The organism is Marinibium conchae (genome assembly GCF_015595035.1).
In the GTDB taxonomy this organism is placed as follows: domain Bacteria; phylum Pseudomonadota; class Gammaproteobacteria; order Enterobacterales; family Alteromonadaceae; genus Glaciecola.
In genome coordinates this window covers 385,696-407,846 of the sequence record NZ_JADNRN010000001.1, presented here as the reverse complement: position 1 = coordinate 407,846, position 22,151 = coordinate 385,696, and the positions used below count along the sequence as shown (strand labels likewise).

At 43.2% G+C, this 22,151-nt stretch carries 18 protein-coding genes; 6 read left to right on the top strand and 12 right to left on the bottom strand.

Annotated features, from left to right (window positions below; all coding sequences use genetic code 11):
* Positions 1–3 precede the first annotated feature (3 nt).
* From ISG33_RS01700 to ISG33_RS01685, 4 genes are all read right to left on the bottom strand, one after another.
* On the bottom strand, positions 4–732 hold the full coding sequence (locus ISG33_RS01700) for a hypothetical protein (RefSeq protein WP_195731837.1): 729 nt from the start codon (positions 730–732) through the stop codon (positions 4–6).
* Positions 733–987: 255 nt separating this feature from the next.
* Positions 988–1,521: an AAA family ATPase gene (locus tag ISG33_RS01695; protein ID WP_195731836.1), complete on the bottom strand. Its 534-nt coding sequence runs from the start codon at positions 1,519–1,521 to the stop codon at positions 988–990.
* 50 nt (positions 1,522–1,571) lie between these two features.
* The gene (pnuC, locus tag ISG33_RS01690) at positions 1,572–2,201 is read right to left on the bottom strand and encodes a nicotinamide riboside transporter PnuC (protein WP_195731835.1); all 630 of its coding nucleotides are present in this window, start codon (positions 2,199–2,201) and stop codon (positions 1,572–1,574) included.
* A gap of 219 nt (positions 2,202–2,420) precedes the next feature.
* Positions 2,421–2,987 (bottom strand): DUF2780 domain-containing protein, encoded by a 567-nt coding sequence (locus tag ISG33_RS01685; RefSeq protein ID WP_195731834.1) that lies wholly within the window; start codon positions 2,985–2,987, stop codon positions 2,421–2,423.
* Positions 2,988–3,350: 363 nt separating this feature from the next.
* Between ISG33_RS01685 and ISG33_RS01680 the strand changes: the two genes are divergently transcribed.
* Positions 3,351–5,276, top strand: coding sequence for a hypothetical protein (locus ISG33_RS01680; protein WP_229333416.1), 1,926 nt, complete (start codon positions 3,351–3,353; stop codon positions 5,274–5,276).
* A gap of 79 nt (positions 5,277–5,355) precedes the next feature.
* Here ISG33_RS01680 and ISG33_RS01675 read toward each other — a convergent pair whose 3' ends face one another.
* Both ISG33_RS01675 and ISG33_RS01670 read right to left on the bottom strand, forming a co-directional pair.
* Complete coding sequence (locus ISG33_RS01675) at positions 5,356–7,245, bottom strand: MFS transporter (RefSeq protein WP_195732977.1); 1,890 nt, start codon at positions 7,243–7,245, stop codon at positions 5,356–5,358.
* A 290-nt stretch (positions 7,246–7,535) separates the two neighbouring features.
* Positions 7,536–8,051, bottom strand: coding sequence for a hypothetical protein (locus ISG33_RS01670; RefSeq protein ID WP_195732976.1), 516 nt, complete (start codon positions 8,049–8,051; stop codon positions 7,536–7,538).
* A 319-nt stretch (positions 8,052–8,370) separates the two neighbouring features.
* Between ISG33_RS01670 and ISG33_RS01665 the strand changes: the two genes are divergently transcribed.
* From ISG33_RS01665 to ISG33_RS01655, 3 genes are all read left to right on the top strand, one after another.
* Positions 8,371–9,309, top strand: a complete 939-nt coding sequence (locus ISG33_RS01665) for an aminotransferase class IV (protein ID WP_195731833.1) — start codon at positions 8,371–8,373, stop codon at positions 9,307–9,309.
* Positions 9,310–9,344: 35 nt separating this feature from the next.
* Positions 9,345–10,076 carry a sulfotransferase-like domain-containing protein gene (locus tag ISG33_RS01660; protein ID WP_195731832.1) on the top strand — a complete coding sequence of 244 codons (732 nt, stop codon included), beginning with the start codon at positions 9,345–9,347 and terminating at the stop codon, positions 10,074–10,076.
* 236 nt (positions 10,077–10,312) lie between these two features.
* The gene (locus ISG33_RS01655; protein WP_195731831.1) at positions 10,313–12,610 is read left to right on the top strand and encodes a YgiQ family radical SAM protein; all 2,298 of its coding nucleotides are present in this window, start codon (positions 10,313–10,315) and stop codon (positions 12,608–12,610) included.
* A gap of 66 nt (positions 12,611–12,676) precedes the next feature.
* Here the strand turns inward: ISG33_RS01655 and ISG33_RS17210 are convergent, their stop codons facing one another.
* The 6 genes from ISG33_RS17210 to ISG33_RS01625 form a co-directional block, all read right to left on the bottom strand.
* On the bottom strand, positions 12,677–14,281 hold the full coding sequence (locus ISG33_RS17210) for a lytic polysaccharide monooxygenase (RefSeq protein ID WP_305040881.1): 1,605 nt from the start codon (positions 14,279–14,281) through the stop codon (positions 12,677–12,679).
* Positions 14,282–14,639: 358 nt separating this feature from the next.
* Entirely contained in the window at positions 14,640–15,467 is an 828-nt protein-coding gene (locus ISG33_RS01645; RefSeq protein WP_195731830.1) for a mechanosensitive ion channel family protein, read from the bottom strand.
* A 196-nt stretch (positions 15,468–15,663) separates the two neighbouring features.
* Positions 15,664–16,983, bottom strand: coding sequence for a M56 family metallopeptidase (locus ISG33_RS01640; RefSeq protein WP_195731829.1), 1,320 nt, complete (start codon positions 16,981–16,983; stop codon positions 15,664–15,666).
* Positions 16,984–16,994: 11 nt separating this feature from the next.
* A complete protein-coding gene (locus ISG33_RS01635; RefSeq protein ID WP_195731828.1) occupies positions 16,995–17,444 on the bottom strand; it encodes a BlaI/MecI/CopY family transcriptional regulator in 450 nt (149 codons plus the stop codon).
* Between the two features lie 211 nt (positions 17,445–17,655).
* Complete coding sequence (locus tag ISG33_RS01630) at positions 17,656–19,809, bottom strand: TonB-dependent receptor (RefSeq protein ID WP_195731827.1); 2,154 nt, start codon at positions 19,807–19,809, stop codon at positions 17,656–17,658.
* A gap of 124 nt (positions 19,810–19,933) precedes the next feature.
* On the bottom strand, positions 19,934–20,350 hold the full coding sequence (locus ISG33_RS01625) for a hypothetical protein (protein ID WP_195731826.1): 417 nt from the start codon (positions 20,348–20,350) through the stop codon (positions 19,934–19,936).
* A 320-nt stretch (positions 20,351–20,670) separates the two neighbouring features.
* Between ISG33_RS01625 and ISG33_RS01620 the strand changes: the two genes are divergently transcribed.
* Together ISG33_RS01620 and ISG33_RS01615 are read left to right on the top strand one after the other, a co-directional pair.
* On the top strand, positions 20,671–21,147 hold the full coding sequence (locus tag ISG33_RS01620; RefSeq protein ID WP_195731825.1) for a MarR family winged helix-turn-helix transcriptional regulator: 477 nt from the start codon (positions 20,671–20,673) through the stop codon (positions 21,145–21,147).
* A gap of 47 nt (positions 21,148–21,194) precedes the next feature.
* Positions 21,195–22,040, top strand: a complete 846-nt coding sequence (locus ISG33_RS01615; RefSeq protein ID WP_195731824.1) for a S1 family peptidase — start codon at positions 21,195–21,197, stop codon at positions 22,038–22,040.
* Positions 22,041–22,151: the final 111 nt, after the last annotated feature.

The window sequence follows — 22,151 nt, the reverse complement described above, 5'->3', positions numbered from 1 at the left end:
ATATTATTGGCTAATAAAGGGTAAGGTGCTTGGGTCAACATCGCTACCTAAATTAAATACAAACACAGGCCCTATCGCAATTTTTTGCTTTGCGGTTGCTATCTGCATCGACAACTGTGCCTCATTAGCCTTATAGCTATCGTTGGCAACACCAGCTAACGCAAAACTCTGCCATTGCTGGCTAAGAGAGAAATCTTTACCAATCACTGTGGTGTATGGTTCGGTACCTTTTTGCACGCCCACATTTTTTATTAATGCACTCTCTTTACCTTTCGGAAGCTCCAATGCTTTAGCAAAGAAAGCCATGTAAATAACGTCACCTTTTTTGATTTCAGCGCCCGCGACATTGAATACGCCAGCATCCCATGGGTTCTTGCCTCGTTTGGTTTCTATCTCCAGAGCTACGCCACCCATAGCATCACTTTCTTTGTTGTAACTGGCTTTTATATCATCGCCAAAGATTTGCAGGCTATCAGCGTAAGGCGATAGCATTAAGACGCCTTCCGTAGGCAAGGCCGACACTAACTTACTGTAAATCACATCAATTTCTTTGGAGCGGTCTTGCGCCTGGGCTGCGCCACCGAAGAGCACCGCATACACGAAGCTTACTTTTAGCGCATAGCTAGCAGACTTTGCCACTGCCCTAAAGGCGCAATTTAACCTTGATATGTAAGGATTGTGTTGAAAGAGCTTATAAAACTTCTTGTTGAGCGGCATTTTTCTATAAATCATAGTGTTGTCCATTTTTATTATTAATATCCACTAGCCCGTTTACAACTAGCCAGTGGTAACGTCCTAACAAACAAATGGCAGTTTCAAATCGTGTTACTTCGGCTCTATGTTCTTATAGAAATGAAGTTGAAATTGCGTATCGTATTTACTGCCCCAAGCGTATTACTGAGGCGCGTTGTTATGTTCACAAAAGTGCTAATCAAATGCAAGCACTAGCAGAGGTCAGGTGGCTGGTGGCTGGTGGCTGGTGGCGAATTATGGCAGTGTTTTTATTATCTGTTGTAGACGCTCTTCAACGCTCCCTTTAAGCTCGGTGTACTTTATGTTTCTCTTATTTAGCTCTTCGCTTATGAAGCGTTGAAATTCAGTTTGTTTAACATCTCCAGAGCGTTCCCACGTATCTTCGAAAGGGATATCGTCGCAACATAGAAAAACGTAATCGTATCGCTCTTTACTTTCATCTGCTAGGCGACACAATTCTGCTAAGGCCGAATTATGGTAATCCAGCGCGAAATGCCAAGTAGTAAGTGCATTGGTATCCACAAACAGATATTTATTGGCTTGCGGCAGTGTTCGCTCTTCAATAGCAATGTGCTCCTGGGCAATATGCAAAAGTTGCTCCGGCGTTAAGCGTCGGTCGCTTTGGTTTTCTTCCCAGTACGTTCTACCATATTCATCTACATGCACGGTTTTATAATGCTTTGCAGCAGCTTGGCAAATGGTTGATTTACCTGTAGACGGTGCGCCCATAAATACAACTTTCTTAATATCACAACAATCGTTTTTCATAGCGAGTTAATTTATTCTTATTATTCAGGGAAAAGAATGGATACAGTAATCTATACTCTTTGGTTCTGGCTATCATCGTCGCCATAGGCACTTTGGCTTTGTTTGCTCCAAGTATAAAGACCTAGACAAGCCATTACTAAGAAGCAACTATACAGCGCCACGGTTGGGTACAAAGCCTTTTGAAAATAGACAAATATTGCCACCACATCAACGACAATCCAGAAAACCCAATTGACCGTGTAGCGCTTGGTCATTAAAACAAAGGCAACCAAGCTAGCACAGGTGGTAAAAGCATCAGGATAAGGATAGCTCGCATCACTATTTACTTGCAGTAAGCCACCTACAATTGCGCTTGCGACTATTGCCACTAAGGCCCACAAAGCAATAAGCTGATAGGGCATACTCATTACCATTACCCCTGTTTTAGCATTTGCATGACGCGACCAATTCCACCAACCGTATATTTGTAAGGCCATATAAACAATATGCAAGGCTGAATCGGCATATAACTTAGCCTGATAAAACACCCACACATAAAGGGTAACTTGCACGAAACCAAAGGCAAAATTCCAAATATTCACCTTTATTAATAGCACCAAGCAAATAAAGCCTGATATTGCTGCAATAATCTCAACAGCGTTAGTTCCAAAAAAAGCAGATAGCAAAGCACTAAAAGTCATATTTGCCCTATTCTAGTTCTTTGCTGTGCGAGTCGTTGCGTATATTCATTGAATGAACATAAGTCGGAAGTGCTTATCTTGCGTAGTAATAATGAATCCACCGCCGAAGCCTTTTTCTAGCTAGCTTGCAAAAATCAAGCTAAAGAAAACGCAGCCTCTAAGGGCTGCGTTGTTTAGTCGTTTTTTCACTTAAGACTTACCAAGCCTTTTCGCTAAGACTTATAGGAAGGAGCTGAGATCAAAGTCACCAAGACTGCTAGTGAGCAGTTCTTTGGCTGCTTGACCTTGTTCTGTGTCCAAATAAGCTTTTGCTTGCTCAATGAAGCCCATGATCATTTCTGGTTTTAACCCTAATGCTTCAAACTGCTGCTTTAACTCATTGATACCTTTCAGTGAATCACTGTATTCAGATACTTTGCTCATTACGCCCGATAAAGCGTCGCTTGAACCCAAACCTTCAATACTCGGCACAGAGCTCATAATTGAATCTAAACCAGGAATGGCCGAAGACAACTCAGAAAACTGGCCCTCTGAAGCGTTGTTTTTTACATAGTTCATGATGGATGCCATACCGCCTTCAGCTTGCTCAGATGTAACACCCAAACTGCTTTGAAGAGACTCCATTAAACCATCTGCAGATGGCATAGCAGGCATTTCAACTTGCTCTTCAGCGCTATCGCCGAAACCCAACATACTTTTGAGAGAACCGAACCAACCATCTTCGGCGTGAGAAGCTGCTGAGAATGTTAGTGAAGATATAAAGACAATTGAGACGAGCTTTTTCATGGTATTTCCTTTTTTAATTATAGTGTTTCCGTCGCTACGCATCTTCTGTGAAGTTAACACAGTTGCATTAAATTATGCTTCAATGCTCTCAATAGGTGCTGTAGCTCCCCTAGAGTATAGGGGAAAACCGTAGTTGAAGAAATCTATAATATCGTTCTTTACATTAGATACTGCTGCAACATCATTCTTCAAAACATAGAGTAAAGATAACGAGCAAATTTTATAGTAAGCGAAACGAAGGGTATTGATTTTTATTCTCGAAGATATCGCAACATAGCAAGTTCATGGATTTGTGCTAGCGCATCAATGCAGCATTCAGTAGACTTGACCGTAAATAATTTGTTCATTTAAAAAGGAACTTGCATGGCATATGATTTTGGCTCACAAACCCTTGGCATAAAAAACCCCTTCAAAAAAGAAGGAACTTTCAAAGCCGCTGCGGGTATTCTAGTTGCGTTACTCGGTATATTTACTCTATTACAAGTAGCTGGCGAATTGAAAGAAGACAAGATCGTAGGCTGGGCCTATGCCATCATTGGTTTTTACTTACTGTTAAGCGGAGCACGCCACACTGGCGTTGGTTTTTTTCAACTATTCCGTTATTTCGTCGGGCGCTCAGTGCCTACATCACTCGCTTACAACTTGTCTCGCTCAGAACAAGATTCAGCGAAATTCGAACGTGACGCTCTGCTATATGATGCGAAAACACTACATTCAATGATGATGGGCAGAAAAAACACCACCTTCATTGAACCTGTTGGTTTTCTTGGGCGCTTTGTGCATTCAATATTCCCCAAACTCACTTTTCTCCCTTATCCTTTGCGCAAAATGGCGCAAGAAATTGCAGGAGTTGTGATTAACTTCATCACCGGCATCGTGTCGTTTTTAATTGTATTCTTCATTGTCACCACGGGCCTCGCGGGAGAGACAGCTCAGTTGTTTGCTCTCCCAATCATGGGCATATTGTTACTTTTATACCTTGTCGTAAGTTGGTCCTCCGCGGCGCGAGCGATAAACAACAACCGCGAAACCGTACTAAAAAGCGCAGGCGGTGCCTCGTTTGGTGGCATACTTGCGCTTTCCATTCTGGTACCTGTTATCGCCGGTGTTTACTTAGATGAGTTAGTCAATATTACCGATAAAACCAAAACGGTCTTTGCTGAAGCCTCAGGAATATTCAGTGCTTGGGCTAACTTAGGTATTCTTGCCATTGCGACTGCTGCAGTATTAGCCGCTGTATTGCCATTGCTTTTTGCGAGAATGGCGAAAGCAGCCCCGCAAACTGAAGTGAGTGAGTACCGTGAGAATATGCAAGAGTCGGTGCATCCTAATGAGATCTTCATCAATATCGAAAATATCGTGTTGGCGAATCGCCGCTACAAAGAAATGCCTAACCGTATTTATCGCGAATTTGATCCTAAGCTTAATGAACAATCAGATGGTAAAGGAAGCTTCGATGGTCAACTATTGATCGAAACTCAACCCGCCTTAGCCGAAGAAGATAACTCATCAGATCAAGACGGCAAGAAAACTATCCTATCGCTTGTAAGCCAAGTATTTTATGTAGTCAGCGCTATCGCCTTTTACTTTTTGGGGCAGAACCTTATCGACAGCATTGGCGCTTTTGAAGGCTTGAAGGCCGCAAAAACAGAAGAAAGCCTTACCTTGCTATTACAGGCCTTCAGTTCTGCCTTGTTTACTTTGTTTGCTTGGTTAACCCTGAAAAGTGCTTCGAAGATCCTCGACGCGGCATCACATTTATTCTGGGGGGAACTGCATTTCACCTCATTGTTGATGTACTTAAAAACCGAAGGAACCTACACCGAGTCGAAACTGTCCACCGGTATGTCGATTCACGATAGTACCCGCTCTGAAAATACCGTAGTGCGCTCTAGTATTACACCTTGGATAATTACATCGCGTATAAAGACTTCTATTTTTGCAACCAGTGGCGCTAAAAACCTTGAGCAACCAAGATTCATAATGTCGATGAGCAAAAATGAACAAGAAATGGGAGCAATAGTAGACGAAATCAAAGGCTTCTTGCGAGAGCGTGAGGCTATTGCCGCCATTACTAACGAGCGTGATTTATCGAATGCTAGTCAGATACATCAGATAAACCAACAATCCCGAGCCTTCGATCCTGAAGCAAATATCGATAGTAGACTCGACCTAAAGGCTGATGAAGAAGCGGCGGGTTACTTGAGAAATGAAGAGGCGCAAGAACAAGATAAGCTAGGTGCAGATACTACTCCAACGGATAGCCCGAAAACGCCGCCAACCAGCTAGAGCTTGATCGGGAACAAAAAACGCGACTGCTTTTGCTTAAAGTGTCGCGTTTTTTTTATTCCACTACTTTTATTCGCTATCAAGGATTATCGGCTGAATATTCTGCTTGTAAACTCAGTACCTTTTTACGTAAATCATCAGCTTCGACATCTTCAGCGGCAACTTGTGAGCCTATCGTCACTGATACTAAAGACCAACGTAAACGCGGCAAACGCCATTTGGTTTTTCGACTGAACATACTTCCCCATAAGCCACCTAAATGCAGAGGAACAACAGGCACAGGGCTTCGCGCGATGATCTTTTCTATACCACGGCGAAAGGTATCAACTTCGCCATCAGCTGTTAGCTTCCCTTCAGGAAAAATGCCAACAAGCTCTCCGCGCTCTAGTGCATCGGCCACATCATCAAAAGCACGCTTAAAGGCAACAGGATTGGTTTTTTCAGCATCGATTGGGATGGCCTTGGCCATTTTGAATAACCAGTGCAAGTAAGGCGAGTAGTAAATAGGCGCGAATACAACGAAACGAATGGGTCGTGGTGACGCGGCCAAAATAAACATCCAATCGACAAAGCTAACATGGTTGCCAATAATAACCGCTGGCCCCTCGACTGGAATATTTTGTTCACCTCTTGTCCGCACTCGGTACATGCATATAGCGAGAATATAAATAACAAAACGTAGGAAGAACTCTGGCACCTTGGTATAGATATAAATAGATATAAGCAAGTTCAATCCTGCCAATAGAAGCAGTAACTCAGGAATAGACCATTGCAATACAGTTAACGTAACAATACTAAGTACGGCACTACCAACCATGAATAAGGCATTCAACACATTGTTAGCAGCGATTACGCGAGAGCGACTGTCTTCCTCTGTACGTTGTTGGATCAGAGCATAGAGTGGCACAGTATAGAAGCCCGCCGCAATACCAATAGCGCCCATCCAAATAAGATGATAAATCATATCGCCAGTGCTAAAGACTTCCGATATTGAAAGCAAATCTTCCGCCGTGATGTTGTCGCGCTCAGGCATTACTCTGTAACTCGCCATATTTGGCTCTTGACTTAGCAAAAACAAAAATACTGTAATCAAAATCGCTCCAAAGGGCACAATACCTAGCTCGATACGCGACCTTGAAAGCTTTTCGCAAAGCAATGAGCCAATGGCAATACTCAAAGAGAATACTACCAAGGCACTTGTTACTACTAACTCATTACCACCCATTTCGTATTTAACATAGTTAGGTAATGCAGTAAGAATAATGGCTCCAATTAGCCAAAACCAGCTAATACCCACTACCGATTTGCCAACTGATTCAGTTTGCTGATTTAGGGTTTTAAACACATCTTTGGTAGACGAAAAAATATTGAAAGTGAAGTGTAAATTAGGATCGTTCGCAGCGCTGACAGGAATAAAGCGACTGCTGAAATAACCAACAGCGGCAAGTGTTAAAATGGCCACGCTGATATAGATTGAACCCGCTTCTTGAGTGATATAATAAGTACCAAAAATGGTTCCCATCAATATCGCAACAAAAGTTCCAGACTCGACCAGACCATTGGCCTTAGTTAACTCATCACGATCCACATGCTGCGGTAAAATACTGTATTTCAGTGGGCCAAAAAAGGTACTTTGTAAGCCCATTAAGAATACCGTTACTAACATCAACCAGATAAGCTGTGTAAAGATTGATATTGCGCCAATCACCATGATAGGCATTTCACAGAACTTGATAATACGGATTAGCTTTGATTTCTCATTCTTCTCAGCCAACTGCCCCGCCATGCCGGAAAAAAGAAAGAAGGGCAGAATAAATAAACCTGCCGCCAAATTCGAATATAAGGCACCATCGCCTTCGTTAGCGGCTTGGAAGACTAAAAGCAAGAGTACTGCATTCTTGTACACATTATCGTTCATCGCCGAGAAAAACTGGGTAACAAAAAGCGGAAGGAAACGTTTGCTGCTCATCAAGCCCGACTTAGGTGCGGTAGAAGCTAGTTTTGTGCTTAGCGTTTTATGCTCATGCGATGATGAGTTTTCGCCTGATGAGTTTGAGTTTGAATCTGATTCTGGTTTTTGCATAAATCTCCGTATAGAGCTGATAAGGTTAACGCAGCTGGCGGCTTAGATTTCACAGCACACACAGATCTTAAATTATCAGCTCGTCGCAATAATCCATTAATTGAGTGCCTTAAAAGCCATAGATTACACATATCATGTACAAAATACGACTACACTTTACAGAATATGTTCAATCCCTAAAACGTCGCATTTCCCTCTACACCCACTAACACTCGTACTTCTTTTAAGGCCGCAACAGAAAAACCTCGGTCGTAAAAGTAAAGAATCTTGCCCTGGGCATCTAAAAGCATCACTCGAGCATTATTAGGGTTGATGTTGCCAGTGAAACGTTGAATTTTATCGCCGTCTTCATAAACCGTAACCACCCCTTTCCAGAGTTCTTTTGGGATGCCTTTGCGCATACCGTTGTCGATGAAGCCACTGAACATGCGTGGCGCCATTCCTTGAATAGTAGGAATTTCATATACATTTACTGGCGTTTCAGTCATATCGAGGCCGATTAACCAGCGGTCGATATCAAATTGAGAGTCTTGTACATATCCAAACAGTAGGAGTGTTTTTTCGCCCGCAAAATCTTTTGGTATAACGACAAGGTCACCCTCCAGACTCTGGCCCGTTGCTGACACCATTTTTTCGCCTAGGCTAAGCTCGCCAGGGTAATCATAATTGGCACAACCACCCATTAGCAGCATTGCAAAAGCAGCACACCCGATTAATAGCTTATTCACGATAGTTTTGTTTCTTTGGTTCAACATACAGGTTCCTTTAGCACTTACGAATAAGTGTTTATGTAATTACGATTTTTACTTTTATGGCGAACGTTAACCCTATGAAGCTTAGTACTTTTTGCGATTTCTACCATAGCAAAGCCTCTATACGCCCAGGTGAAGAAAAAAGTTGAATCGACTAGCTTTTGCTGGCAATAAATTCACTAAAAAGTGGAGGTGAAGAAAGCTAGAAAAGCGAGACAAAACCGATTAATGTAGAGAAAAACAACACCTAGAGTAGACTATGGGCACACATCAATATGTTGACGATCCTCGCAACGCTTCAATCTTAATCAATATCAATGGCGAGTTGTTTCCCCGCAGCGAAGCGAAAATATCGGTTTTTGATAGTGGTTTTATTCTCGGCGACGGTGTTTGGGAAGGGATTCGCTTACACGAAGGGTATTTGGCGTTTATCGACCAGCATATGCGTAGGCTTTACGATGGTGCAAAAGCCCTCGATATGGATATCGGTATAAGCAAAGAAGCATTAGTACAACGTATTTACGACACCTGCAAAGCCAATGACATGCACGACGGCGTACATATTCGATTAATGGTAACGAGAGGCCTAAAAGCGACGCCTTATCAAGACCCTCGAGTGACTATATCGGATGCCACAATAGTGATTATTGCTGAGCATAAAAAACCGCTCGGTATGGACGCCAATGAAGGCGTCACCTTGTTCACCTCTCATGTTCGTCGCGGTTATCCCGACGTGCAAGATCCAAAGTTGAATACGCACTCCAAACTCAATTGCATTTTTGCTTGCATACAAGCTGCAAAAGCCCAAGTAGATGAGGCCTTAATGTTGGATCCCCACGGCTTTGTTGCTACTTGTAACTCAACCCATTTCTTTATCGTTCGCGATGGCGAAGTATGGACGTCATCGGGCGATTTTTGCTTGGACGGCATTACTCGCCGCAATGTAATTAATGTGTGTAAGGAACACCAAGTGCCGGTATATGAAAGGAACTTTACCCTGGCCGATGTGTATGGCGCGGATGAAGCATTTATTACCGGTACATTTGCAGGGCTTACGCCAGTGTCGATGATTGATGGACGAGTGATCGGTGACGACCCTAGCAACCCTATGACTAAAAAACTTGAAAGCCTTTATGTGCAGCGAATAAAAGCAGAACACCGACAAGCGCAAACCAACAATCCCAGTCAACCTTGCTGAAGCTCGATATAGACGCAAGTAAAAAAGGACAAGAAATGACAATTAGAATAGCCATGTGGTCGGGACCAAGAAATATCTCTACAGCGATGATGAGAAGTTGGGAAAACAGACAGGATTGTAGTGTTGTCGATGAACCCTTTTACGCCTACTATCTCAATCAAACGCAAAGCCCGCACCCCATGTTTGACGAGGTGATTGCATCGCAACCCACCGACTATGAGCTAGTCGCTAAAAACATGAGTGAAGGTAGCTGTGGTACACCCCTCCAATATCAAAAACACATGACCCAACACATGTTAACCACAAATGAGCACAAAGACGATTTTGAGTGGGCGAAAGACTTACGGCACTGCTTTTTAATTCGCGACCCAGCGCAAGTGGTAAACTCTTATACCAATAGCCGCGGCGAATGCAGTCCAGAAGATATTGGCATAAAGCGCCAGCACGAACTTTTTGTGCTTTTTAGCCAGATGACCGGGCAAAACATACCCGTTATAGACTCAAACGACGTTTTAGCAGCCCCGCAAGACAAAATGCACAAATTGTGCAAAGCTTTAGCCCTTCCTTTTGATGAAAATATGATGAGCTGGCCTACTGGCAGGCGCGCAAGTGACGGAGTGTGGGCTGAGCATTGGTATCATAGTGTTGAGAAATCGACCGGTTTTGGCAAATCGCTTTCAAAATCATTTACTTTAAATAGCCAACAGCAAAAAGTAGTCGATGAAGTCATGCCATTCTATGAAGCCTTACAAGCACACGCTTTGTAATTTTGTAATGCCGCCCTGTGCGGCTAGGCTTATAATATGCCTGCTATGGCATAACCAATCTATTCAGACCTTTTGTAGTAGAGCCTAGAGGTTTTTGCTGTTATGTTGCCGCGCTTAATTTATAATACGCACTGAAAGCTGGTCGCCCCGAAATTGTTCCAGCGTGTTATTATCCAAATACAATTCGAAATAGCCGTTGCCAGCTCGCAGCTCCAAATACCAAGGTCACTTTCATCATGCCATCAGTTCAGCCCACGTCACGAAAAACTCAAACGCCAAGGATGAAGGCAGAGCGCAGCTTATTTTCTTTTCCTAAATATTGGGCTTCTTGCTTCGATCCCGCACCATTCTTGCCGATGTCTAGGGCAGAAATGGACCAACTAGGTTGGGATAGCTGCGACATCATCATCGTGACTGGCGACGCCTATGTTGACCATCCAAGTTTTGGCATGGCGGTGATCGGCCGAACACTGGAAGCCCAAGGTTTCCGCGTTGGTATTATCTCGCAACCTAATTGGCATTCGAAAGATGACTTCATGCAATTAGGCGAGCCAAACCTGTTTTTCGGCGTCACCGCTGGCAACATGGATTCCATGATTAATCGCTACACAGCTGATAGAAAACTTCGCCACGACGACGCCTACACACCAAACAACGAGGGTGGCAAACGTCCAGACCGAGCAGTGACGGTATATACTCAGCGTTGCAAAGAAGCGTATAAAAAACCAGTAGTGATTGGCGGAATTGAAGCAAGCTTGCGCCGTATAGCCCATTATGATTATTGGTCGGATAAGGTCAGACGATCAGTATTGTTTGATTCTAAGGCTGACATGCTCATGTTTGGTAATGCTGAGCGACCATTGATAGAAATGGCGCATCGATTTGCTTCTGGCGAAACGATTGAACAAATGCAGGACATTCGAGGCACTGCTGTTATCCGCAAAGAAGCGCTGCCAGGCTGGCAAGGCGTTAACTCAACTCATGTCGACACGATAGGTAAAATTGAACCTATTATTAGCCCCTACGAAATGATTGAAGACAAGTGTGCTTTGCAGTCAGAAGAAGATAAAAAGGCAGCTGAGGATGCAGAAAAGGCGAAACCTGTTGTAATACAACCGTTCACCTCAAAAACCAAGCGCAGAAAACCTTGGGAAAAGACTTACGTATTACTCCCTCCTTACGATGTTGTTCGCGCCGAAAAAACCCATTACGCACACACTTCACGCATATTACATCAAGAGACTAACCCCGGTTGTGCAAGAGCGTTGGCGCAGCGCCATGGCGATAGACTAGTGTGGATTAATCCTCCGGCCTTCCCTTTGGAAACTGAAGAAATGGATGCCGTATTCGACCTTCCCTATGCCCGAGTTCCACATCCGAGTTATGGCAAAGCCAAGATCCCTGCCTATGACATGATCAAAACGTCGGTGAACATCATGAGGGGCTGTTTCGGAGGCTGTACTTTCTGCTCCATCACTGAACATGAGGGACGAGTAATACAGAGTCGTTCAGAAGAATCGATTATTCGCGAAATTGAAGAAATTCGAGACAAAGTACCTGGCTTTACCGGCGTAATATCTGATTTAGGTGGGCCAACAGCCAATATGTACAAATTACGTTGCAAGAGCCCTAAAGCCGAGCAAACTTGCCGTCGACTGTCGTGTGTTTGGCCCGATATTTGTGGGCATTTGGATACCGATCAAACACCTACCGTGGATTTGTATCGTAAAGCTCGAGAGGTCGAGGGCGTTAAGAAAGTACTCATTGCATCGGGCGTGCGTTACGATCTGGCAATTGAAGATCCAAACTACGTAAAAGAATTGGTAACTCACCATGTAGGCGGTTATCTAAAAATAGCACCAGAACATACTGAAAAAGGCCCACTAGACAAAATGATGAAGCCCGGTATGGGCACCTATGACCGCTTTAAAGAACTCTTCGACAAGTACACCAAAGAAGCGGGTAAAGAGCAGTTTTTGATCCCCTACTTCATCTCTGCTCATCCCGGCACGGAAGACGAAGATATGCTGAATTTGGCACTTTGGCTGAAAGAGCGAAACTTCAAACTTGACCAAGTTCAGAACTTTTATCCGTCGCCCATGGCCAACGCCACAACCATGTATCACACCAACAAAAACCCGATCCATAAGGTGAATCACAAAAGTGAAGTTGTGGAGGTACCAAAGGGAGAAATACATCGCAGATTACACAGAGCGTTGTTGCGTTATCACGATCCTGCTAATTGGCCGTTGATCAGAAAAGCCTTGAAGGAAATGGGCAAGGGACATCTCATTGGTAATGGCCCTAAATGCTTAGTTCCCTTCGAGAGTCGCAACGAATTGAAAGGCAGCCAACAGCGTGAATATGCAAAGCGCAGCGTGAACAAAGCTTATGCAAAGGGTAAAGGCAAGAAACAAGGGGCGGATTCAGGGAAAACACCGAAGCATCAACAAGGCTTAACACGCTTCTCAGATAATCAGCCACACAATAGCCCGCAAACGTGGAAACCTAAAAAGAAAAAGGCCTCTAAATAGAGGCCTTGCTTCGATTGATGTAGCTAACTTGGCATAGTTAACTTAGCTTTGAATTAAACACAAGGCTTACTCACAAATGTCGCCGGTAACATTTACCACTGGCGCGCTACCGTTGTGACTTCCTTGGAAGCCGAACACAACACTTGAACCGGGCTCTATCGTTGCATTCCAAGCTAAATTGGATGCCGTGTATGGCCCAGCGCCTGTACCTGACAGCACACTATTCCAGCCATTCGTAACTGAGCTACCATCGGTATAAGCCCAGCTTACATCCCAACCGTTAATTGTACTAGTGCCGGTATTGGCGATCGTTATTTCAGCAACAAAACCACTGTTCCAAGAGTTTGCAATAGCATAAGTACATGTTGCGCCACTACCAACACCCACCACTGGCTCAGTTACCATAACTGTTTGCGTTAAGGTATCGCTTAAATCTCCATCGCTTACAGTTAAAGATACAGAGTATGAGCCTTCGACAGCATAAGTATGTACAGGGCCAACTTCAGTTGATGTTGAACCATCACCGAAATCCCAGCTATAACTGAGTGGGCTTACTGGCGCGTTATCAGGGTCAGACGACATACCGCCGGCGAAGCTCACCGCAAGATCATTCGCAGCGAAGGTAAACGCAGCAATTGGCATTTGATTTACAGTGCCGCCACCGCCGGTATCATTTACCGTAATGGAGACAGTTGCAGGACTTGATAGTGCGCCGTCGTTGTCTCTCACAACAAAGGCAAAGCTATCTGCCCCAGAGAATCCAGCATTGGGTGAATAAGTAAGGTTAGCACCGCTACCTGATAGCACACCGCTTTGCGCCTGAGTTGATATAACATAGGAATCGATGGTGCCGTCACTATCAGTGCCAGCAAGCGTGATAGCAACGCTGCTTCCTTCGTCTACATCTACACTTTGCGCAATGGCGCTAGGCGCTTGGTTCACTGTGCCACCGCCTCCTGAGCCGCTGAAGCTCACATCTACACAACCATGAAAGCGTTCGAAGGTAAATTGATTACGTCCCCACTCGCCATATACAACGTGCCTGCCACTGCGCTCAGGAAGCTGACACGACGTAGTGAAAGTCGTTGCCCCTTTATCAGGAGTTATATTCGGGTTGCCGTTTGGATTGGTATCATCATAGTCCTCTTTACAAAAGGGCTCAGACTCAAAATCATCCCAAGTTAGCGGTACTCCTACTTGGTAAACAAAATCAGGCTTTGTTATGTAATAAACGAATTCGTCGGTATCGTCAAAATGTGGGCCCCACGATATGTTCCATACAAAATCTAAATTACCGGCAGCGACCGGTGTGGTCGGCCAATCAAGGGGCAAATCCCAAGGCGTAGTGTTGCCATTATTGTAGTTGTCCCAAGTTTCACTGTTAAAGCCGCACACATTCTCTGGTAAAGGTGTAACGCCTTGACGACCCACATCATGGGTAAGCACGCTCATGAATTGATAGCCACCGTTTTGATCCGCTTGGAAGGCGTCAATACAAGCTTGAATAGTAGCATTGTGAGGTTTTTGATCTTCGGGTAAGCCGCAAGTTGCGTTTCTTGATGCGGGCTGCACGATCAAGCCGTGACTGAATGCTTGTGCAGAATATAAGGTCATTAGAATGGACGAAGCCAGAAGTGCTCCTCCAAATTTAGTATTGAAATGTCTAGTCATGTGATAAATCCCATTGCTGTGTGTTTAGCAAGTCTGATTGCTATGTTGGCACATTGAACTGGGTAATGAGTAAGGCGCGCACTACGATAACCAACGCATCAAATTACAAATCCAAATTGTAAAGCCAACTTCCCTGCAAACATGTAAGCGCTTTCATTTTGTTGCAAAAAAAAGCTGAAAGCCATTTACATAATGTTTACATTTTTAGGATAGAGTGAATTAAACACGTGATCAACATAAAACTGATTACTTTTTAAGCTATTTAAAAAATAAAAAAACAAAAAAAATAAAACCAAAAACGATTTTAGTAAGCGGAAAATAGAGGCTCAGGTCAACCGACATGAGCCTTTAGATGTGGTTAGTCTTCTTTAACTAATATCACTTTTCTATGTGGGAAAGGGATTTCAATATTTGCAGCATCCAGGGCCTTTTTAATTTGCTCTGGAACGGAGAACTTTATGGCAAAGTAGTCTTCACCTTTACAGAAAGGTCTCACTGCAAAGTCTACCGAACTATTATTCAAAGTGCTTACCTCAACAAAGGGCACTGGATCTTTCAATATTTTAGGGTGAGCGGCTAACACGCCCTCAATGACTTTGCGTGTTTCGTCGATGTCCGCATTATAAGCTACACCAAAGGTCATATCGACACCACGAACAGGATGAAATGAATGATTGGTAATTTGCTGGCCCCAAATTTCACTGTTCGGAATGATGATTTTTTGATTATCGAAGGTTTGCAAAATAGTCGTAAACAAGTCAACTTCTGTGACTTTACCAAACTGCCCTGCTGCATCAATGAACTCGTCTACCTTGTACGGGCGGAATATTAGTAACATAACGCCTGCCGCCAGATTTGACATTGCCCCTTGCAGCGCCAAACCAACGGCTAAACCTGCAGCACCTATCAGAGCAACAACGGATGCTGTTTGCACACCAAAGCGATTCAGAACGGCGATTAACACGAAAGCAATGATCACATAACGGGCGATACTACCGAAAAACCGAAATAAGGTATCGTCGAGACGTTCGTATTTCTTACCAATCGAATAAACAGCTTTGTAGGCTCTTCCAGCGAGCCAAAAGCCCACAAAAAGAATCAAAACGGCGAGAAGAATATTTGTTGACCAATTTATAGCAATGGGCAAATACTCATTAATGTCAAAATTATTGAAGAAGTCACTCATAAGTGAATTTCCTTATTCGAAGATTGTTAAGGCAGGCTTGTTAAGAGCCATTTACGTGCCTACATTCTAAGAATGACAACTTAGGCTATGTAAGAGTACACAAATTCGCGCAATAGTCATAGCCAGAGATTTGTAAAGTTAAGCATTGCGTTCGCTATTCAAAGAATAGCAAACACAATCCTCAAAATTATAAGAACTACTTGCTATCTAATGTAAAGTCCAATTGTATCGTAGCATTCGCGTTAGTGATATCGTGAGGGGGATAACGCCATTTTGCTACGGCAACACGCGCCGATTCATCAAAGGTACCTTTTGGCGATGAATCGATGATCGTTATGTCATCAATAGAGCCATTTTTTGCTATATCAAAATTCAACACAACCCATCCTTCTACATTATCTGCAGCAGCCTTTGGCGGGTAAGCGGGTGATACTCTTACAATGGGTTTCATTGCTTCTAATGCCTTAACTGACTTTGGCGGCAAAGGCGGTTTTGGTGGTACGGGAACGGCTCCAATATCTGCGCCTTTGATCACCATCACAGACGGTGGTGCTGGCACATCAGCAGCTTGCAGTGTCGCGGCCATTGTCAGTGCCGCGCCAAGGATAATAGCCGGAGCCACGAACTTAGCAGAGGCTTTAGCTTTTTTGATTTGATTAATTCTTTCAACCATCATGTTGTTATCTCCAAATTTTCCAAAAGAAAGATAGGCAAGGTGCAATTGCTGATGTTCTAAGGTATGCACCAGCGCTCTTGCATATTGCTGTTTATCTTTTTCTGGTTTATGTGACAGTACTGCTTGGTCACAAGATATTTCTTGGTCTTGCCTAAAACGCAAGTAAGCAAGCCAAGCTAAAGGATGAAACCAAAACACCGCAAGTACAAATATGGCGAGATAGTTCCAGTAGATATCAAAACGGCCGTAATGATGAGTTTCATGTGCAAGGATCAAGCTGCGTTGAGTAGCAGAGAATTGAGTGAAAAAGCCTTGCGGTAATATGAGTTTCTGACGAAAAAAACCCGTGATCATAGGGCTAGTAATCGATGAACTCATGTAAATATTTGGGTGTTTTTGCTTAGGTAATTCCACGCCGATTTGCTGTTTTTGTTCAGGCGTAAGCTCTGCGATAGTGCTGAAGACCCGAGCGAAGTGTTTACGATGAGTAGCGCTCACCAGCATTACAAGAGCCAAGATTCCGGCCAACCAAAGCATAGACGCAAGTATGTACAAAGCTCTAGTGTCATTGTGTGCAGCCATATTGCTAACCACAAAGCGTTGAATCTTAGCTATTACCGCAAAGGATTCTTGCAGCGCTACAGGCAAACTGGGTAACTGTGTAAGTATCAAACAAATCGGCACTAACAACCACAGCTGGTAGCTAACGCTTGGGCCCAATTTATGTAAAACGAACTTTCTGCTAAGCAAAAGAACAAGCAGTAACAGAGTAATAGGTAGGAAGGCGGATATCAGAAAATCAACTAGGCTTAGCAACAGATTTATGAATATTTCACTCATGCTGACTCCCCTTATTTATTATTGCTATGACTAGCATTGGTATTAGCTTCAGCGTTATTAGTATCACTATTTTTGCCTTTAGCGCCGTCAGGATTATTTGAGCTTTCCCAATCATCAATAAGCTTTTTAAGTGCCTCAATGTCGTCCTTCTCAACTAAGTCTTGATCAACAAAGTTGGCAACAAGGGGCGACAACTTGCCATTGAATAATTTCTGTAAGAAATGTTGGCTTTTACTTTTGATATAGCTGTTTTTTTCTATCAGCGGCGTGTAAAGGTAAGAGCGACCGTCTTTCATATAGGCTAGAGCCTCTTTTTTAACCAGTCGACCAAGCAAGGTATTCACTGTTTTAGGGTGCCAGTCGCTATCTAGGCGGGCAATAACATCTTTCGCGTTTACTGGGGAAGACTCCCAGATAGCTAGCATGATCTGATATTCCGCATCTGAGATTTCAATACTCATCTTGGTTAATTCTCACTCTAAAAAGGGGTTACATTGATATTACAGTTGTAATCTATATTTAATATTACACATGTAATCCTACTATGCAATACTAAATTTTTTTGAAAATAAAAAAGGCTCTACTGCGAGAGCCTTACAGAAAGTAATGGTGATGGAGTAGCCTGTTTAGCGTTAAAGTGATGATCTTTATCGTGCTGAGACCTACGATGAATCAAAAACGATAGTTAAGATGTAAACCAAGATTTCTACCTGCCTCTGGCACCTTTTGCCCCAGAGCAACATTTTCATCTCTCACTCGGTTAACACCGCCAAGATGAGTTGCGTAGTCTTTGTCGGCCAAGTTTTCAATAATAAAGCTAATGTCCATAGCAGCATTCACCTTATAATCGACCTTTACATTCCAAACACCATACCCGGCTGTTTCCGCTTCGTTTTGCAATGGGGACACTTTAGTTTGAGCTGCTGCAACATCGAATACGAAAGCGATATCCCAAGCATTGTGCTGCCAATTCAAAGCCATGTTGCCACTTAAGGGAGTAAGGCGATAAAGCGCAAGTTCTTGCCCATTTATGCCATCGCTAAGCTTACCGTCAACGTATTGTGCGCTAGTGCTAAACTGCAAATGAGGGCTGAGCATGACCGAGAAGTAAGCATCAATACCATATAATCGAGCCGCCTTATTGTTCCACTGAAGGGCTTGTTGAACGCCCATCATATTGGTGATCATGTTTATTGGCATATTGTTGCTGGGCACGCCAATAATGTAATCGCTCACCTTTTGATAAAACAGACTTGCTAGCACACTTGTGTTGTCTTTTTGGTATTGAAAACCGATATCAGCTTTCAGCGCACTTTCTTTTTCGAGGTCGAGATTCCCAATATAGTTGCGGCCGTCGGCAAGACCCGCAGAAACGCCCAAGGGGAACCAAGAATAGACTTCATGATAGCTAGGCGCGCGCTCTTTTTGTCCTGCTGAAAATGTTGCCACGGTATGCTTACTCAGTGGCATTTGCGCTTTTACAACAAGGTCGAGAAGGAAAAAGTCAAGCTGTCGGTCTGCGTCATTAAAACGATTGACTACGCTTGCAACAGCCGGGCTCATCATAACCATGTTTGAACCAACCTCATTCGCCTGCAAGTCTACTCGGCTTGCTCGCCCACCTATTTGCCACAATAGCCTTGAGCTACTCGATGTTTCAAATTCATATTGCGCATACAAGCTACTTATATCCCGTTGCACATCGTTAAAATTTTGAATAAAAAACATGCCATTATTTGGGTTAGTAATGCGTGAGTTGTGATTTTGTTTGTAATAACTAATACCCGTGCTAAAACCTTCCGCATCATCCCGCTCTAACTGCATTAACTCAATATCTACACCTAATGCTTCACTATCAACTGTATTTAGACGATGCATTGCAGCCATTGACGCAGGCCGCAGTTGAAAGTTATTCATAGCGTGTTCGTTTTGATTACCATAAATCTTGCTTGTTACTTTCCACTTATCGTTGAGCCTATTTGCATAATTGAGTTTATACCAAAGCGAATCAACATAGATGATATCCATGGCCAATGCTGGGGTTCCCGATTCATTCGTATTCCTGTGCCCTATAACTAAGTCGAGCTCGGAGTCGTTATGATGATAACCCGCCCGTAGCTTCATACCGCTGCGTTCATAAAAAGTCGAAGGTACAAGCAGACCATTACCACTTTCATAGTTTTCTGCTTCTTGGTATTGCCCTTGAAAATTAATGTAGGTCGTTTTATTAGCGCCATGAAGATTTGCACCCAAAAGTTGCGCTTTATTGTTTGCAAAGTAGCCAGCAGATAGCTCTGAATTAACGGCAAAATTGGCCTCGCTATTGAACTCAGGCGCAAGGTCTCTGATTTCAATTGCACCACCTAAGCTTTCAGAACCAAGCGATACAGGTGCTATGCCCTGATGTAAGACCAACTCTTGGCGGTTTCCCAACACGTGAGATAAAGGACTGTCCATGGCATTTGGGCCAGCACCCGCAATGCCGATGTCATCTACCTTAACTTTGAGCCTGTCACCAAATAGACCGCGATATTGAACTACCCCACTGACCAAGCCATTTCCATTAACCGATAAGCCCGGTAACTGCTCGATTTGCCCCCTCAGGTCTGGTGCGCTGCCATCTGCCAGGTCAATTTCTGATTGCATCATGCGATTACTGCCATTATTGATGATGCCTCTCACTTCAATTCTTTCAAGTGAGCCAAGTGAATCGTTTTCTTTCGCATTAACAAAAGGAAACGTCAGGATTAAGGCTATGGACGAGGCAAGAAAGGCGGGTTTACTGGCGGGTTTGCCCAAAGTGTTTGTTTGAATAATTTTAGTCATGATTTTTCTCTAAACCTTGTGGCTAATAGAAAAAGTGCCACAAGGATATTAATTTATAATAATTGAGTATCTCGCAAGTTATGACTACCAGCTGATCAGATAGCCATTATGCAATATGAGGTGCTTATGAGAAAAAAATGGAAGGCGGTGCTCTGCTTGAAAAATGACAATGGGCGGCTTGAGTAGTCGCGGCATATACCTTGTTGATGACTTTGCTTATAAGTGCCAATTTAACAATAAGTGGCTCATAGCAATCAGAAATAGATGGAGGTGCATCACCTAGTTGCGCAAGTACACAAACAACCTCATGCAAATTATCGGGTACACTTTCTTGAGCTTCAAGCTCAATCAATTCACCCGTTTCATAAAAAATACTGGCAGAAATCCAACGCACAGTTTTGCCCGTGCAAATCGCAAGGCTGTCTTCACTTGCAAAGCTCTGCATTGTCGACATTGCCGAGGCACTCGCAAACATACTTAAGCCTTGGCTGAAAACCAAGCTAACTAGTAGTAAGTACTTTACGATTGATGTTGAACGCATGCTTTCTAGAGTCTTCCCTGTGCTTTGTTATTCTTAGACAGCTCAATAGCAGTACAATTATTGACCACCATTTTATTTAAAAGCACTCGCGCGCGGAACGCAAGGAGTTTGTTAGGAAATGTTAGAAAGGAGGGTGGTGATGGCACCACACTCGCCCAAACCTACTTTAGCGATATGCTTAGCATGTGCAAACCCGTACAAAGCATATCGGCGAAACGGGGTCTTGTTGCTATTATTGAAAAAATATATACAAGTACTTGCGTACATTTATAAACAAAGGTATTGTACAAGTACCTGTATAATTATTGGTTAAATGAAATATGAGTTCATATGTAGAGAAACTTGATAGTGGCTTTTTGGCTCACTTCAGTCGCCGTTTGGCTGAAGTAATTATTGAGCAAGGCTCAGAGATAGTACAAGCTCACGGAATTACTACACCCATTACAGCGATTTCTACTATTTTTTTTCTAACAGACACTGGTAGTGTCACAGTCGCTGAGCTAGCAGAAGCGCTCGGTGTTACCCATCAAATGACAACTCAAAGAGTGAACAGCTTAGAAAAGTTAGGATTAATCTACCGTAAACCGAACCCTCAAGACAAACGCGCTAAAACTATTCATTTGACAAAACTAGGAATGACTGAAGAGAAACTTCTTCGGCCGATTATGCGGGATATTAATCTTATTTTCGACCAACTAAACAAAGAAGTTGGCTGCGAACTCATGAGTAAAATACGCCAAGCTGAATTAGCACTCGTTGAAAAGTCACTTGTAAAAAGACTTAACGAATTAGACTAATTTCGCAAGAAATTGCCACTTCAAGAAATAATCAGAGAGAAATTTAAATGAAGCTTATCCAATCCTTGCTTTTATCATTGGGACTCATCGCTCCGGCAAGCAGTGCTATAGTTATTCGTCATGATGTTCCCGATGAGAGATATCATGCTGTCCCATCTGACTTTCCTCCTCTTGCAACCTTATACAACATCGGCGTTCACGGAACACTAATTCATCCTGAGTGGGTCGTCACGGCTGCTCACGCTGTATTTTGCCTCAATCCAGGACAAAAAATTAGAGTGGGTAACGAAATCGTAACTGTTGCAAATAGGTATAGCCATCCTAGCTATAAGCTCGGAGATGAACACGATATCGCTTTAATTCAGTTACAATCAAGTATATCGACAGTCAAGCCTGCAGAAATATACAGAAATGATGATGAGATGGGTCAAGTAACTTGGTTTATTGGTGCTGGAGGGACTGGCACTGGTATTAGTGGAGAAACAATAGGCTACCAAGAGAACAACGGGAAACTGAGAAAAGCTCAAAATAGAATAATTGAGGTTAACGATACGGACATCATATTTAAGTTTGAAAAAGGTTCAAAAGGAGAAATGCTAGAGGGAGTTAGTGGAAACGGCGATAGTGGAGGTCCAGCCTACATGAAAGAAGGAGAGTCATATAAATTACTTGGAATAAGCTCACGAGCTGATTCATGGTTTTATGATGTCGGCGAATACGGTGTAACAGAATTGTACACTCGAGTTTCGTCGTATCAAGACTGGATAGATCTGGTAATTTCGGCAAAGAATGATTTGGCGAGAAAAAAACACTCGACCCAGAATCCCTTTCTTCATGAGGGTATGGATCCTGAAAACATGAGTACAATGTGTTCCTCTTTACAGGTAAAATGATTAGCTCCGCAGATACCATGAATCTAAGATAATCGCGGAGAAAATTCCGGAAGAGGATGTAACCTATACTAATGAGTGAAACCTGACGCCTTACTCAGCGGCGTTTTGCGT

What these genes read in the sequence shown, in the direction of transcription:
- ISG33_RS01700 (WP_195731837.1), bottom strand. Translation starts at nt 732, where the DNA reads ATGATTTATAGAAAAATGCCGCTCAACAAGAAGTTTTATAAGCTCTTT.
- ISG33_RS01695 (WP_195731836.1), bottom strand. Translation starts at nt 1,521, where the DNA reads ATGAAAAACGATTGTTGTGATATTAAGAAAGTTGTATTTATGGGCGCA.
- pnuC (WP_195731835.1), bottom strand. Translation starts at nt 2,201, where the DNA reads ATGACTTTTAGTGCTTTGCTATCTGCTTTTTTTGGAACTAACGCTGTT.
- ISG33_RS01685 (WP_195731834.1), bottom strand. Translation starts at nt 2,987, where the DNA reads ATGAAAAAGCTCGTCTCAATTGTCTTTATATCTTCACTAACATTCTCA.
- ISG33_RS01680 (WP_229333416.1), top strand. Translation starts at nt 3,351, where the DNA reads ATGGCATATGATTTTGGCTCACAAACCCTTGGCATAAAAAACCCCTTC.
- ISG33_RS01675 (WP_195732977.1), bottom strand. Translation starts at nt 7,245, where the DNA reads ATGAGCAGCAAACGTTTCCTTCCGCTTTTTGTTACCCAGTTTTTCTCG.
- ISG33_RS01670 (WP_195732976.1), bottom strand. Translation starts at nt 8,051, where the DNA reads ATGCTGCTAATGGGTGGTTGTGCCAATTATGATTACCCTGGCGAGCTT.
- ISG33_RS01665 (WP_195731833.1), top strand. Translation starts at nt 8,371, where the DNA reads ATGGGCACACATCAATATGTTGACGATCCTCGCAACGCTTCAATCTTA.
- ISG33_RS01660 (WP_195731832.1), top strand. Translation starts at nt 9,345, where the DNA reads ATGACAATTAGAATAGCCATGTGGTCGGGACCAAGAAATATCTCTACA.
- ISG33_RS01655 (WP_195731831.1), top strand. Translation starts at nt 10,313, where the DNA reads ATGCCATCAGTTCAGCCCACGTCACGAAAAACTCAAACGCCAAGGATG.
- ISG33_RS17210 (WP_305040881.1), bottom strand. Translation starts at nt 14,281, where the DNA reads ATGACTAGACATTTCAATACTAAATTTGGAGGAGCACTTCTGGCTTCG.
- ISG33_RS01645 (WP_195731830.1), bottom strand. Translation starts at nt 15,467, where the DNA reads ATGAGTGACTTCTTCAATAATTTTGACATTAATGAGTATTTGCCCATT.
- ISG33_RS01640 (WP_195731829.1), bottom strand. Translation starts at nt 16,983, where the DNA reads ATGAGTGAAATATTCATAAATCTGTTGCTAAGCCTAGTTGATTTTCTG.
- ISG33_RS01635 (WP_195731828.1), bottom strand. Translation starts at nt 17,444, where the DNA reads ATGAGTATTGAAATCTCAGATGCGGAATATCAGATCATGCTAGCTATC.
- ISG33_RS01630 (WP_195731827.1), bottom strand. Translation starts at nt 19,809, where the DNA reads ATGACTAAAATTATTCAAACAAACACTTTGGGCAAACCCGCCAGTAAA.
- ISG33_RS01625 (WP_195731826.1), bottom strand. Translation starts at nt 20,350, where the DNA reads ATGCGTTCAACATCAATCGTAAAGTACTTACTACTAGTTAGCTTGGTT.
- ISG33_RS01620 (WP_195731825.1), top strand. Translation starts at nt 20,671, where the DNA reads ATGAGTTCATATGTAGAGAAACTTGATAGTGGCTTTTTGGCTCACTTC.
- ISG33_RS01615 (WP_195731824.1), top strand. Translation starts at nt 21,195, where the DNA reads ATGAAGCTTATCCAATCCTTGCTTTTATCATTGGGACTCATCGCTCCG.